This is a genomic window from Wenzhouxiangella sp. YN9 (genome assembly GCF_056324165.1).
Genome location: NZ_JBJNIP010000098.1, coordinates 67,785 through 81,016, shown reverse-complemented (window position 1 = coordinate 81,016; position 13,232 = coordinate 67,785). Strand labels below are relative to the sequence as shown.

The 13,232-nt window shown below is 63.2% G+C and carries 15 protein-coding genes and 1 pseudogene; 5 read left to right on the top strand and 11 right to left on the bottom strand.

All coding sequences use genetic code 11. The annotated features are described in order from the left end of the window. Window positions 1–223 precede the first annotated feature (223 nt). A complete protein-coding gene (locus ACEWQ0_RS08500; RefSeq protein ID WP_476485090.1) occupies window positions 224–796 on the bottom strand; it encodes a hypothetical protein in 573 nt (190 codons plus the stop codon). Between the two features lie 13 nt (window positions 797–809). Then, window positions 810–1,031, bottom strand: a complete 222-nt coding sequence (locus tag ACEWQ0_RS08495) for a MazG-like family protein (protein WP_476485089.1) — start codon at window positions 1,029–1,031, stop codon at window positions 810–812. On the opposite strand from ACEWQ0_RS08495, the gene ACEWQ0_RS08490 reads away from it, so the two are divergent. After that, the gene (locus ACEWQ0_RS08490) at window positions 1,014–1,193 is read left to right on the top strand and encodes a hypothetical protein (RefSeq protein WP_476485088.1); all 180 of its coding nucleotides are present in this window, start codon (window positions 1,014–1,016) and stop codon (window positions 1,191–1,193) included. The two genes, ACEWQ0_RS08495 and ACEWQ0_RS08490, sit on opposite strands and share 18 nt — an antisense overlap. Window positions 1,194–1,206: 13 nt before the next feature. Here ACEWQ0_RS08490 and ACEWQ0_RS08485 read toward each other — a convergent pair whose 3' ends face one another. Beyond that, a complete protein-coding gene (locus ACEWQ0_RS08485) occupies window positions 1,207–1,824 on the bottom strand; it encodes a Fic/DOC family protein (RefSeq protein ID WP_476485087.1) in 618 nt (205 codons plus the stop codon). 261 nt (window positions 1,825–2,085) lie between these two features. On the opposite strand from ACEWQ0_RS08485, the gene ACEWQ0_RS08480 reads away from it, so the two are divergent. After that, the gene (locus ACEWQ0_RS08480; RefSeq protein ID WP_476485086.1) at window positions 2,086–2,661 is read left to right on the top strand and encodes a hypothetical protein; all 576 of its coding nucleotides are present in this window, start codon (window positions 2,086–2,088) and stop codon (window positions 2,659–2,661) included. Window position 2,662: 1 nt separating this feature from the next. Continuing rightward, window positions 2,663–3,370 carry a hypothetical protein gene (locus tag ACEWQ0_RS08475; RefSeq protein WP_476485085.1) on the top strand — a complete coding sequence of 236 codons (708 nt, stop codon included), beginning with the start codon at window positions 2,663–2,665 and terminating at the stop codon, window positions 3,368–3,370. 23 nt (window positions 3,371–3,393) lie between these two features. On the opposite strand, the pseudogene ACEWQ0_RS08470 reads toward ACEWQ0_RS08475, so the two are convergent. From ACEWQ0_RS08470 to ACEWQ0_RS08455, 4 genes and pseudogenes are all read right to left on the bottom strand, one after another. Next, window positions 3,394–3,639, bottom strand: a pseudogene (locus ACEWQ0_RS08470) (nucleotide pyrophosphohydrolase); the annotation flags it as partial. Window positions 3,640–3,956: 317 nt separating this feature from the next. After that, window positions 3,957–4,523 (bottom strand): PIN domain-containing protein, encoded by a 567-nt coding sequence (locus ACEWQ0_RS08465; RefSeq protein ID WP_476485084.1) that lies wholly within the window; start codon window positions 4,521–4,523, stop codon window positions 3,957–3,959. A 2-nt stretch (window positions 4,524–4,525) separates the two neighbouring features. Further along, on the bottom strand, window positions 4,526–4,978 hold the full coding sequence (locus ACEWQ0_RS08460; RefSeq protein ID WP_476485083.1) for a helix-turn-helix domain-containing protein: 453 nt from the start codon (window positions 4,976–4,978) through the stop codon (window positions 4,526–4,528). A 264-nt stretch (window positions 4,979–5,242) separates the two neighbouring features. Continuing rightward, window positions 5,243–7,405, bottom strand: a complete 2,163-nt coding sequence (locus ACEWQ0_RS08455; RefSeq protein WP_476485082.1) for a S46 family peptidase — start codon at window positions 7,403–7,405, stop codon at window positions 5,243–5,245. Between the two features lie 106 nt (window positions 7,406–7,511). Between ACEWQ0_RS08455 and ACEWQ0_RS08450 the strand changes: the two genes are divergently transcribed. Then, the gene (locus tag ACEWQ0_RS08450) at window positions 7,512–8,210 is read left to right on the top strand and encodes an SDR family oxidoreductase (RefSeq protein ID WP_476485081.1); all 699 of its coding nucleotides are present in this window, start codon (window positions 7,512–7,514) and stop codon (window positions 8,208–8,210) included. 63 nt (window positions 8,211–8,273) lie between these two features. Beyond that, on the top strand, window positions 8,274–10,358 hold the full coding sequence (locus tag ACEWQ0_RS08445; RefSeq protein WP_476485080.1) for a S9 family peptidase: 2,085 nt from the start codon (window positions 8,274–8,276) through the stop codon (window positions 10,356–10,358). A 191-nt stretch (window positions 10,359–10,549) separates the two neighbouring features. Here ACEWQ0_RS08445 and ACEWQ0_RS08440 read toward each other — a convergent pair whose 3' ends face one another. Genes ACEWQ0_RS08440 through ACEWQ0_RS08425 form a run of 4 tightly spaced genes read right to left on the bottom strand, consistent with a single transcriptional unit; the run spans window position 10,550 to window position 13,201 of the window. After that, the gene (locus ACEWQ0_RS08440) at window positions 10,550–10,969 is read right to left on the bottom strand and encodes a type II toxin-antitoxin system death-on-curing family toxin (protein WP_476482487.1); all 420 of its coding nucleotides are present in this window, start codon (window positions 10,967–10,969) and stop codon (window positions 10,550–10,552) included. A 3-nt stretch (window positions 10,970–10,972) separates the two neighbouring features. After that, window positions 10,973–11,200: an AbrB/MazE/SpoVT family DNA-binding domain-containing protein gene (locus ACEWQ0_RS08435; protein ID WP_476485079.1), complete on the bottom strand. Its 228-nt coding sequence runs from the start codon at window positions 11,198–11,200 to the stop codon at window positions 10,973–10,975. A gap of 43 nt (window positions 11,201–11,243) precedes the next feature. After that, window positions 11,244–11,801: a phosphoribosyltransferase family protein gene (locus tag ACEWQ0_RS08430; protein ID WP_476485078.1), complete on the bottom strand. Its 558-nt coding sequence runs from the start codon at window positions 11,799–11,801 to the stop codon at window positions 11,244–11,246. Between the two features lie 35 nt (window positions 11,802–11,836). Beyond that, a complete protein-coding gene (locus ACEWQ0_RS08425) occupies window positions 11,837–13,201 on the bottom strand; it encodes a nicotinate phosphoribosyltransferase (protein ID WP_476485077.1) in 1,365 nt (454 codons plus the stop codon). Window positions 13,202–13,232: the final 31 nt, after the last annotated feature.

The window sequence follows — 13,232 nt, the reverse complement described above, 5'->3', positions numbered from 1 at the left end:
ACCGGCGAGAGCTACCGAAAACGCGCCCAAGCCGCCCGCAGAAAGGAGAAATAGCACCGGCAATCAAAGGCAGGTCAGAAACACTCACCGACCGGCCAATTTAGTTGTCGCCAACCGGACAAAGTAGTTGACGTCAGACAGGGGATCATGCTGGGCGTGGTGGCATAGACGGTGACCTACGTCATCGTTGGCGCAATCACCCGGATTTTCGGAGTCTGAGCAACTACCGCTGCGGACTGACGACCTGCTCCTTGAAGCGCGCCACACGGTGGCCAAAAACAGCCAGATTGTCGATCAAGCCGGGCTCATCGAGCGATCCAATCACGATGGCTTCGCCGGGTTGCGAACCGTCGATGAAAGATTCGCATGGCTCTGGATACCAGGCCAGGAAGGCCTTCTTGCCGATACCTTTGCGACCGCCACCGACTCGTCCACGGTGAGCCAGATAGACTCGATTGGCATGGTTGGCCAGAAACAGGCCAGCGATACGTCGGTCGATGCCGCTTTTGGGGGAATTGATCTCGGCGACAATCGGATGACTGCCGATGAATGGATTGCCGATGCCGAGCGCGATCCAGAAACGGTTCTTCAGGTCGGATACGCCAATCCAGATGCCCTGCTCCGAAAGCCAGTGCACGGTTGTCTCCAGGGCGCCACCCTGGAAGCCCAGTGTCAGAGCTCCTGATTCGTCGGCACTGGATCGAATTCGGCCCTCCAATACCCGTTGCGCCTGTTCGATCCGATCGCCGTCCCGCAAAGCTCGAAGCTTCATTTTGTCCAATGTTGCCTCCATCACCGCCCAGCTTGTTTTACTTTAACGCCGTCCTCCGAGCCAGGCCGACCGGGTACTTCTCGGCATTGAGCTTCATCTTCTCGGCCACCGCCGGGCCGATGTCGATGCCCAGCCGGTCGGAGTGGGCAACCAGGTAGATCTGGATGTCGGCGATCTCGTGCGAGACGGCCTGTTTGGCGTCTGCTATTATTGTGAACGTAGTTCTTATCCACTCAAGGCAATGGCCTCGATCTCCCACCGCAAGTCCGGCGTCAAGGTAACGCGCTCTTCCATTCGGCGAGCGGTGGCCAGTTCTACGGCCATCGAAACGGGACAGAGCGTGAAAGAGCTCGAACGCAAGCTCAAGCACGTCAAACCCAGGACTCGTCGCGTGTCGCTGGCTGCCGCCAAGGTTCGCTGAATTTCTCGCGGCTTTAGTCTTTCAGGGCTTGGGACATCAGGCTGACCATCGGTCCGTAGTCCCTGTCCAGCCCCTGCTGGATTGCGGCGAAGTAGCGCTCCTTGTCTCGGTCCCATTCACTGTAATCCAGCAGTCCCCGTTTGGCCTGCGCGGCCATGACGTCGGCAAGTAGCCTCGCCAATCGGCCGTTTCCTTCGCGGAAGGGATGGATCAAGATCAGTTCCACGTGGGTCATCGCCAAGGCTTCGCACAGGGCCGCGTCACTGAAGTCATGGCTGGGCGTGAATCGGTCCAGGCAGGTTTCCTGAAACTCTTCGAGCAGCCTGGGAATCTGATCTGCCGCCGCAAAATGGAAGTCGCCTTTCGACAGGTTGACATTGCGGATCTCGCCGGCCCAGGGGTAGACATTTCCAAGCCACTGGTGGTGCCAGGACTCGAGGTCCGCGACGGTCAGGCGCCGGTCCGGGAAGCGCCTCCTGAATGTGTATTGGTACAGCTGGTCCAGGAGATCCAGTTCGATCTCGTCCATTTGCTCCGGTTTAGAGATGCCTAGCTGGTTGCGGAGCACCTCTCCATTCGATCCCGACTGAAATTCGGACTGGCTGCCTGAAGCGTCGTAGCGGTCAGCCATGGTTTGTGCCCTGCCTTCTCACCCTCACTTCAACGTACTGTATTTCAGCGCCGTGCCGCGGGCCAGGTCAAGCGGGTACTCTTTCGGCATTGAGCTTCATTTTCTCGGCCACCGCCGGGCCGATGTGGATGCCGGGGAAGCGGTACGATCCGGAAGCCCGGACAGCGCGAAGCATAGGCCCGCGGCCTCGAATATCATTTGCGATTTGCATACGGCACTCGCTTGCGAGAGCAATGAGTATATGGTATATGCATATAGCATATGAACACCTTGAATCAACAGACGGTTGCGATGCGTCGCGCGGCCCGTAAGCAGTGGACGCTGAAGCCTCAGGATCTGGCTGTGGCGCTGAAGCTCTTGTTGTTGCGAGGCGAGCAAATCTCCTTTGCGGCCCTGGCCAAGGCCATGCGGCTCTCTCCGTACGAGGCCCACGCGGCGGTTCAGCGGCTGGCCGCGGCCCGTCTTGTGGTCGCCGGGGCTGAGGGCAACGAACTTGCTCGAGGCGCGTTGAAGGAGTTTTTGGTCCACGGTGCACGCTTTGCGTTCCCGCCGGTAGTCGGCGAACCAACGATTGGCGTGCCTACCGCACACGGCGCACCGCCGCTCGATGCGCATTTTGCCGGGGGAGGTGACCGGCCGCCGGTTTGGCCGCATCCTCAAGGGACTGCGAGCGGCAATGTGTTGCTGCCGTTGTACCCCAAGTTGCCCGAGGCTGCCCTTGCAGATCCCGAGCTTTACGAATTGCTGGCCCTGTTCGATGCATTGCGCATTGGGCGGGCTCGCGAACGCAGGATGGCAATTGAGCTGATCGAAGACCGCCTGAGCCAGGGAGACTGAGATGAAAGCCGTTGGCGTACCCGGCGATCCAAATCTGGCCGCCGTTCAAGCAGCGCTCACGGCATTGGGCGAACTGCGCGATGCAGTCGTACTGGTCGGTGGGTGTGCCACGGGACTGCTCTTGACCGCCACTCGCTCGGAAATGATCCGGCCCACGCGAGACGTTGATCTTCTCGTCGAGGCAGCGACCCAGCATGATTACCAACTCGTCGAGCACAGCTTAAGGGGCCGGGGATTCATCAATGACCAGGCGCCCGAGGCGCCGATTTGCCGATGGCGTTTCGAAGACGTGATCGTCGATCTGATGCCGACGGACCCGAACATTCTCGGATTCGGCAACCGCTGGTATTCCCGCGCCGTCGCTCTTGCAGAAACGGTTCAACTCCCGGACGGGCAATCGCTGCGATTGATTTCGGCGCCAATGTTCTTGCTCACCAAGTTCGATGCCTTTCTTTCGAGGGGGCGCTCCGATCCATTGCTCAGCCACGATCTCGAGGACGTGATTGCATTGCTTGATGGCCGGCACGAGCTAGAGAAGGAAATCGCGGCGGCGCCAGCAGACATCCAGGAGGCGATTCGCGAGCACGTCAGAGAACTGCTGGCGGATGCCCGGTTGGTAGAAACGATCGCGGGTTTCTTGCCGGGAGACGCAGCCAGCCAGGCCCGGCTGCCCCAACTGCACGATCGGCTCAAGCGTTTGGCGGTCTAGATTAGGATCTCAAGGGGTGAGTCTCAGAGCTTGCTGTACTTCAGCGCGCTGCCCCGCGCCAGGTCGGCCGGGTACTTCTCGGCCACCGCCGGGCCGATGTCGATGCCCAGGCGGTCGGAGAGGGCCGCCAGGTAGATCTGGATGTCGGCGATCTCGTGGGCGACGGCCTGTCGGGCGTCGTCGGGCAGGTTGCGGCTTTCTTCCTGGGTGAGCCACTGGAAGAGTTCGAGGAGTTCACCGGCTTCGCCGGCCAGGGCCATGGCGAGATTGGAGCCCGCGATAGCTCCCGATTTCCTACTGCGGACGCCGATGCATCCGCCGTGGAACCGCGTACTCCCTCCCGTCGGCTCACCGTAGCTCTTGCTACGCCTGCGCCGCCGTCCCGTCCGTGCACGGCACCATGGCGGCGCCTCGACGCCCTCGCCACGGAAACCAGAAGCTATCGCAGGCTTAGGGGAGTGGAACTGGGGCCCAATCGCGGTCGGCGACGAATTGGCGGAATTGGTGCTTGAACTCGGCCAGTTCGGGCCATTCGGGGGTTGAGCTCCGCTGAGAGGAAAGGGTCATTCGCCACATCCTTTGGGCATCAGATCAATTCTTTGAAATCACGCAATCGGTCGGCCGTGGCCGGCATGCCTTGCGCTGCCAGTGTGTCAAGAAATTCGCTGGCGTCCTTCGCGGGATTTCTGAGGCTATTGCGCTGGGCCTTTGCGGCCTGAACGACCGACGCTTCACTTAAGTCCATCTGGCACTCCACAAATCGATCGGGGTGCATGGCTTCGACGCCGAATGGATAGAGTGCATGGCCCGGAAAGTCTTTCAGATTGAAGGTGACTATGCTTTGAGCGTGGGCAACGATGGCGGCAGCAAGTACATGCCGGTCATCGGGATCTGGCAACTCCAATGCCGGGACGAGGCGCTCATAGTTCTCAACGAGGCAGTCCGGCACCGCAGCATCCATGAGTTCGCGGGTGCGCTCAAGCTGTTCCTCGGTGAGGTCTGGGCGATCGGCCAGGAGGTTTCGTGTCCATTCGTCGTGAATGTGCCGGGTCCATCGGGCGGCAAAGAGCCCCGTTCCAGCCAACCGGATCAGGAAGTCGCGCAAAGGAGCGGGGTAGAGAACGCATGCGTCGTAGACGACGACAAAACGCATTCTCAGTATCCCATGTCCAGATCCTGAGCCTGATCGGCGAGTTCCTGGAGAGCAGCGTCAGCTTTCCGGTCACGCTGCTTCTTGTATTCAAGCAGGTCTTTCAACCGCACTCGCCGATGCGTCCCCACCCTTGTGTGCGGAATCTCATCCGTCTCCAAAAGTTTCACCAGGAAGGGTCGGGACACATTCAGCATATCGGCTGCTTGCTGTGTGGTTAGTTCAGCATGCACGGGAATGGTGGTTACGGCGTGGCCTTGCGCCATTTCAGACAGTAGATTCCGAAGAAGAGAGAGCGCGCTGCGAGGCAGAATCAGCTCTTCCCCGTCCAGCTGCACCCGCGCGCGATCGCTTTCCGGGCGTTCGCGCAGCAGACGACTCAGGGCCGCCGCACTTTCTCGTGCCAGGCTGACCGCCTCCGGACTCGGAAGATCATCGGTGTACTCAGCGTTGCTCATTTCGTCCTTCCCCTGATGGTTCTCACCCTCTCTGACCACCAATCTATTCGAAATATCCGAAATCAACAAGGGTTATTGCGGCGTCATCGCCGATTCAGCGAGGCCTGGAAGGGACAGATAGGTTACGGCCTTCGGCCTCAACGCATCCTGCGGATGCTTCGTCGGCCCTCGGGAAATCAATCGCCGAATTGGCCGTTGGAGACTGGACCTGATCGACCATGCGGGCGGGAGGCCCGCCCGCATGGGTTGGAAGGATGGTCGGCCTTACTCGACCAGCTCCATTTCCTCGATCAGCGCTTTGGCGCCGTCGATCTGGTCCATCACCCACAGCATGTAGCGGCTGTCGACGTGGATGGAGCGGGTGGTGCGCGGGTCGAAGTCCCAGTCTGAGTTGACCGACTCGAGCGTGCCGTCGAACAGCAGGCCGACGAGTTCGCCGCGGGCGTTGAGGGTGGCCGAGCCGGAGTTGCCGCCGGTCACGTCCAGGTCGGTGAGGAAGTTGACCGGCACCGAGTCGATGCTTTCCAGCTCGTAGCCGCCGTACTTGCCGGCGCGGATCAGCTCGAGCTGGCGCTCGGGCGCGTTGAAGGGTTCTTTGCCGGTGTCCTTTTGCACGATGCCTTCCAGGGTGGTGAAGGGCTTGTAGATCATGCCGTCCTTGACCTCGCCGCCCATGACCGTGCCGTAGGTGATGCGAAGCGTGGAGTTGGCGTCGGGGTAGGCGGCGTAGCCCTGCGACTCCTGCCAGGCAATGATCGCTTCCATGTAATCGGGGCGCAGGATCTGCATGCGCCCGCTGCGGTCGTCGGATTGGTGCTCGAGCTGCATTTCGTGGTCGTGGAGGGCGACGGCCAGCTTGATGAAAGGGTCGTCGCTGTTTTCGAACGCTTCCGGGCCGGCGTCCATCAAGGCCAGGCGACGCTCGGCATCGCCCAGTTCGGTTTCGGCGTAGTAGCGCTCCAGGGTGTCGGCCACCTGCTGCGCGTCCCAGGTTTCGGGCAGGTCGAGGGCCTGATCGAGCGCTTCGACGCGGGCCGAGTCCGGACCGTTGACGTAGTTTTTCAGAAAGTACAGCCACACCGCCTGATCGACGGTGGCATCGTAGCGGCGTTCCATCGCTTGCATGCCCTGCTTGAAAAACGCCATGTCGCGCTCTTGAAAGCCTGACTCACGCTCGGCGTCGGGTTTCTGGCGCTCTTTGGACAGCCGATACAGGCGCTGGGCGGCTGACAGCAGGCTCGAGCGAGTGGCGTAGTTGTACAGCCAGTTGCGGCGCGCGGCCTCGGCCGAGGCTTCGCTGAGCGCGTCGAGCTTTTCCAGGGTTTCGCCGTAGCCCTTTTCGGGCGCTTCAGCCGCGATCCATTCATTCAGCGCCTGCTCGCGCTCGCGGCGGCGCTCGATGAGGCCGACGCGCTGCGCGCCCTCGATTTGGCCGCGCGTGTTCTTGAGGTAGTTGTTCAGGCCGGCCAGCAAGCTTTCGTACTTGATGCGGGCGTCCGAGTCATCGGGAGCAGCTTTTTTGATGGTGTCAATCCAGCCGTCCATCAGCTCGATGGTGCGCGGGTAGCGCCACTCGAAAGTGTTGACCACCTCGGCCAGGCGGGCGTAGCGCTGAGTGCGGCCGGGGTAGCCGGCAGCCATCACGAAGTCGCCTTCGTCCAGGCCGGCGGCAGAGACTTTCAGATAATGCTCGGGCTCGAAGGGCACGTTGTCTTCGGCGTATGCAGCGGGCTGTCCATCGGGCCCGACGTACGCACGGTAGAAGGCGAAGTCGCCGGTGTGGCGCGGCCACATCCAGTTGTCGATGTCACCGCCGTATTTGCCGATGCTGTCGGCCGGGCCGTAGACCAGGCGCACGTCCTGGATTTCGAGCCGGTCGATGAGCTTGTACTGCGCGCCGCCGAAAAAGCTCGAGACCTGGCAGCGGTGGCCGGCCTGCTGTTCGCAGCGGGCCACGACCTCCTTGCGGCGATCCTCGATGATGTCGTGGATATTGCGGCCGCTCATGTCGGCGTTGATGCCCTGGCGGATGCGGGCGGTGACATCCTTGACCGCGACCGTGACATACACGCGCGTGCCCGGCGCGGCCGGCAGCTCGGCGCTCATGTCTTCGGCCAGAAAGCCTTCTTTCAGGTAGTTGTTGTCAGCGGTGGAGTTGTACTGGATCGAGCCTCGGGCGCAGTGGTGGTTGGTTACCACCAGGCCTTCGGGCGAGACGAAGCTTGCCGTACAGCCGCCCAGCGAGATGACTGCGCCCATGGGAAAGGCAGTCAGCTTGTTCAGATTGTCGGGATCGAGCTCCAGACCGGTCGCGCGCAGATCGTCGGCGATCATCGGCAGCTGATCGGGCGTCCACATGCCTTCTTTGGCCCAGGCGGTGTTGGCCAGCGCCAGCGCGGCGGCCAGGGCGATCATTAAATGCTTCATGAGCTTGCTCCGGTTCGGGGACTTTCGAGACGGGCAATGCTACCCGAAATCGAATTCGCGCCGGATGGTAGCCTGAAGTCCAATTTGCACAAACCAGAGGCAGGCCATGGCCGAGCAACAAGACAGGATCATGCTGATTACCGGCGCGTCCAGCGGCATCGGTGCCGAGACCGCGCGCCAGGCGGCCGCGGCCGGCTACCGGCTGGCGCTGTGCGCGCGCTCGAAGGACAAGCTCGACGCGCTGGTGGATGAACTGGGCGCCGACCGCGCCTTCGCCACGACCTGCGACGTGACCGACTACGACGACCAGGTACGCATGGCAAAGGCCGTGCTCGACCACTATGGACGCATCGACGTGGTGTTTGCCAACGCCGGTGTCGGCGGTCGACCGCCGGGGTTTGCCAGCGGCTCAGTGGACGACTGGAAGGAGATGGTGGATGTCAATATCCTGGGCGCGGCCTACACGCTGCGCGCCACGCTCGACGAAGTGAAGAAGAACCGCGGCCACGTGTTGCTGACCGGCTCGGTTGCCGGGCGGCGCACGCTGGCGGGCTCGATGTATTCGGCCACCAAGTGGGCGGTGACGGCCATCGGCCACGGCCTGCGCGAGGAGCTCAAGGGCAGCGGCGTGCGCGTCACGCTCATCGAGCCCGGCATGGTTGATACGCCTTTCTTTGATAGGCCCGTGAGCGACGCGCTGAAAGCCGAGGACATCGCTCGCTCGGTCATTTATGCGCTCAGCCAGCCAAAGCACGTGGACGTACACGAGCTGCTGGTGCTGCCGACACCGCCCGAAGAATCCTGAGCCGTGCTCAGGGGGTATCCTGTGCGGTGGATTTCATTGATCGCAAGCAATGCGGAGGACGCAATGTTGAAGCAATTTTTCCTCGGAACCCTGGCCCTGCTGCTGGCCGCACCGCTGGCAGCAAAGGACGACGCCGAGCTGCGCCCGATCACGCACGAGGATGTCTGGCTGATGAAGCGGCTGGGCTCGCCGGTGGTGAGCCCCGACGGCGAACGCGCCGTGGTTTCGGTCACCGAGCCCGCCTACGAGAAGGACGAGGAATCATCCGATCTGTGGTTGATCACCGTCGACGGCTCCGAGCCGCCGCGGCAGCTGACGGCCACGCCATCACCGGAGTCCGGCGTGGTCTGGCGCCCCGACGGCGACATGATCGCCTTTTCCGCCAAGCGCGGCAGCGACGACGACGCCCAGAGCCAGATCTTCGTGATGGACATGACCGGGCCCGGCGAGGCCCGGCAGATCACCGAGCTGTCGACCGGCGCCTCCAGCCCGGAATTCAGCCCGGACGGCTCGATGATTGCCTACCAGAGCCGGGTCTGGCCGGATGCGGAAGGTGACGAAGCCAACGCCGAGCGCAAGAAGGCCGAAGAAGAAGACGGCATCAACGTCTCGCGCTACGACGGCTTTCCGATCCGCGACTTTGACCACTGGCGCGACGACAAGCAGACCCGGTTGTTCGTGCAGAAAGTCGAAGCCGATGCCGAGCCGAAGGATCTGCTCTACGGCACCGAGCTGGCCTCCGGCGCCGGCTACGACGGCGGCCTGAACGCCGTGTGGACGCCTGAAGGCGACGCGCTGGTGATCACGGCGACGGAAAACCTGGACGAGGCTGCCTATGCGGTCGTGCGCCGCCACCTCTACCGCGTGCCAGTGGCCGGTGGCGAGCCGGAGCGCATTACCAATAGCGAGGATTTCAGCTGCAGCGCCGCAAAATTCTCGCCCGACGGCGAATTCATCTACTGCTACTACCAGCCGATCAACGACTGGGTCTACAACCACACCGAGATCGCCCGCGGCCGCTGGAACGGCTCGGGCATCGACGGCGAGCTCGACGTGCTCACCGCCGGGTTTGACCGCTCGGTGAGCGGCTTCGACCTTGCCGCCGACGGCGAGACGATCTACTTCAACGCCACCGACCAGGGCCGCGTGCGCGTGTTCGCCATGGCCGCCGACGGCAGCGAAATCACCGTGCTCGATGCCGACAGCCGCGGCGTTTACGGCGGCGTGCAGGCCGCCGGTGATGCCATTGTGGCCAACTGGGAAAGCTCGGCCGTGCCGGTCGAGGTGGTGCGCATCGATCCCGAAACCGGCCGTCACGAAGCCCTGAGTAAGTTCAACGTCGAGCGCGCCGAAGGTCTCGATCGCCCCGCCTTTCGCGAGTTCTGGTTCACCTCGTCGAAGGGCCGCCGCATCCACAGCTGGCTGACCCTGCCGCCGGACTTCGATGAAAACAAGCAGTATCCGCTGGTGCTGTTCATCCACGGCGGGCCGTTCAGCTCGTCGGTAGACGCCGACCACGTGCGCTGGAGCCCGCACCTGCTGGCCTCAGAAGGCTACGTCGTGCTCAGAACCGACTACACCGGTTCAGTCGGCTACGGCGCCGAGTTCTCGCGCAACATCGAGGGCGACCCCCTGGCCACGCCGGGCGAGGAGCTGATGGAAGCCGCTGACGCGGCCATCGAGCGCTTCGACTTCATCGACGCCGAACGTCAGGCCGCCAGCGGCGCGAGCTACGGCGGGCACCTGGTCAACTGGCTGCTGGCCACCACCGATCGCTTCGACGCCCTGGTGGGCCACGCCGGCCTGGTCGATCTGGAAGGCCAGTGGGCGACCAGCGACGTGATCTACCACCGCGAGCGCATGAACGGCGGCCCGCCCTGGGGTGAGAGCAAGGTCTGGGAAGAGCAGAGCCCGTCGAGCTACGTGGAGAACTTCTCGACGCCAACCATGCTGACGATTGGTGAGAGCGACTACCGCGTGCCGCTCAACCAGACGCTCGCGGCCTGGGCCTACCTGCAGCGCATGCAGGTGCCTTCAAGGCTGCTGGTCTTTCACGACGCCAACCACTGGATCATGAAGGGCAAGGAAGCCCGGCATTTCTGGGAAGAAGTGCATGACTGGCTGGCGAAGTACCTGAAGGACGAGTAGCGCGCTGGTTGGCTGGTTTGCTGGTTTGCTGGTTTGCTGGTTTGCTGGTTTGCTGGTTTGCTGGTTTGCTGGTTTGCTGGTTTGCTGGTTTGCTGGTTTGCTGGTTTGCAAGAATTCTGCCGGGTCACTGGCATTATGCAAGTGGATTCGAGACAGTCCGACCGCAACTAGCCAACTAGCCAACTAGCCAACTAATTGTACTCGCCGGCGGGCTCGCTGACCTGTTGCGGGCGGGTGTGGTGGCGGAGCCATTCCAGAAGCGCGTCTTCGTCCAGCTCGCCGGCGGCCAGCGCCAGGAAAACAGGGTACAGCTCGCTGTCTTCGGCAAGCAGCTGGTGGTCGTTGAGTTCCAGAAACAGCTCGCACGCCACGGCGGAGGTTCGCTTGTTGCCGTCGACAAAGGGATGGTTCCGACTCAGGCCGAAGGCGTAAGAAGCGGCAAGCGCAATCACGTCGACGTCGGCACCATAGGAATACAGCTGTTGCGGCCGAGCCAGCGCCGACTCCAGCATGCCCCGGTCGCGTATCCCGGTTCCGCCGCCGTGCTCGATCAACTGACGCTCGTGAAGGGCCTCGACCAGTTCGGCTGAAAGCCAGATCGGATCACTCATGATTCACTCCGCCAGCTTCCTGAGCAGGTTGCGTCTTTTGCGCATGATTTTCTCGGCCACGTCCATCTGGCGCGCCAGCTCGGGGTCGTAGGGGCTGAGCACGATGCCGTCGGGCGTCTCGCGCACCATCAGCTCGTCGCCGCGGCCCACGCGCAGGCGCTCGAGCACCTCTTTTGGCAGGATCACGCCGGTGGAATTGCCGATGGCGGACACTTTCAGCTTGCGGGTCATGTTCAGGCTCCTGAAGTTGGAGCCCGAGAGTATAACAAATGTATTACGGCGCTTCGTGATGGGCCAGGGCGATGCCGAGGTGGTCTTCGTAGGGCGGCACGGCGCAGTGGACGACCCAGTCGGAGCGGATGTCGAAGCGCGCGCCGATGAAATCGGCATGCAGCGGCATCGTCCTGCCCGGCCGGGCGCACAGGAAGGCGGTCTGGATACGGCTGGCGCCATTCGCGCGCAGGTGGGCGGCGGCATGAAAGCCGGTCTCGCCGGTATAGAGCACGTCGTCGACCAGGATCAGGTGCCGGCCTTCGATTTCGATGTCGAGGGTCTCGTCATCCAGGCGCGGCCGGTCGTGGAGCAGCTCCAGCGAATCGCTGTAGCGCTTGAGCTCGAGCTCGCCGAGCTCGACGTGCAGATCGTAACGCCGCGCCAGGCGCTCGGTGAGCATCCGGGCGACGGGCTTGCCGCGCCGCAGGATGCCGATCAGCGCCGTCGACTCGCCGATGTGGGGCCGCATCCGTTCGGTCAGGTCATCGAGCAGCGCCTCCACGCCCGCGGCATCGATGATTTCACACGCCTGCCTGTCGCTGTTGTCGCCTGTGTTCACGGTATCGGCCCTCGGGCATCGAAGATAAGGGGGGTTCAGTCGGAATCGAGCATTTCTCGCACGCTCGCCTCGACCCGGTCGCGGTGCTCGCGCAGGGCATCGCTGAGCGTGACCGGCCAGGGCTGATCGGCGCTTTCCGGGCCCAGAATCTCGTCGGGCAGCTCGCCCAGGCGCTTTTCGGCACGCTTGCGCGATCGGTCGGGATCGTCGGCCTCGCGCAGGCGCTTGCCTTCGGCCATGAACGGCTCGAGCAGGGGCGTACCGTCCAGGTCCTCGTCGCGACGCGCAAGCGTGTCGCCGGCATCGCGGCGGAAGACCTGCTTGGCGCCCGGCAGGATCAGCTTGCCGCTGGAGAGCTTCATGCGACCCTTGCCGGCGTACTCGACCAGCTTGTAGGCCATGTCGAGGTCGGGCGCGTCGGGCGACAGGCCCATGGCGGTGCCGACGCCGAAACCGTCGACGGGCGCGCCGTCGGCGAGCATGGCGCGGATCTTGAACTCATCGAGCCCGCCGCTGACGAAGATGGCCACCTCGTCGAGCCCGGCCCGGTCGAGAATCTCGCGCGCCTGGCCGGCGCGCTCGGCCAGGTCCCCGGAGTCGATGCGAATGCCGCTGACGCGGAAATCTTCGCCCAGCTGCTCGGCCAGCCGCACCACCTTTTTCACGCCTTCGAGGGTATCGAAGGTGTCGACCAGCAGCACGGTGTCGGGAAACTCGGCAGCGAAATTGCGAAAGGCCTGCATTTCGCTGTCGTGGGCCTGAATATAGCTGTGCGCCATGGTGCCGGCGATCCCGACGCCATAGACCTTGCCGGCCAGCATGCTGGAGGTGCCGGCGACGCCGGCGATGTGGAAGACCTTGCCGGCTTTCAGGCCGTTGTCGGCGCCGTGAATCCGGCGCAGGCCGAAGTCGAGCACCGGCCGCCCGGCGGCCGCGTGAACGATGCGCGCCGCCTTGGTGGCCAGCACCGACTGGGCGTGCATCTGGTTGATCACCCAAGCCTCGACGATCTGGGCCTCGGGCGCCGGCGCGGTTACTTCCACCAGCGGCTCCTGCGGAAACACCGGCGTACCGTCGGGCAGGGCTTGGACCTCGCCGGTGAACTCGAAATCGGCCAGCCACGCCAGGAAGTCTTCGGAGAAGTGGCCGGTCTTTCGCAGGTAGTCGAGGTCGTCGTCGGCAAAGCGCAGGTCGGCCAGATAATCGACGACATCCTCGATGCCGCAGGAAAGCACGTAGTTCCTGTTATCGGGCAGGTTGCGGTAGTGCAGACTGAAGGTCGCCGGCTCGAGCATGCCCTCGGCGACGTAGGCCTGGGCCATCGTGAGCTGGTACATGTCGGTGAACAGCGCCGCGCCGGCGCCGCTGACGAAAGGCTGGCTGGTGTGTTGCGGCTGCAAGAAACACTCCCTGGCGCGAATTCACTACCGA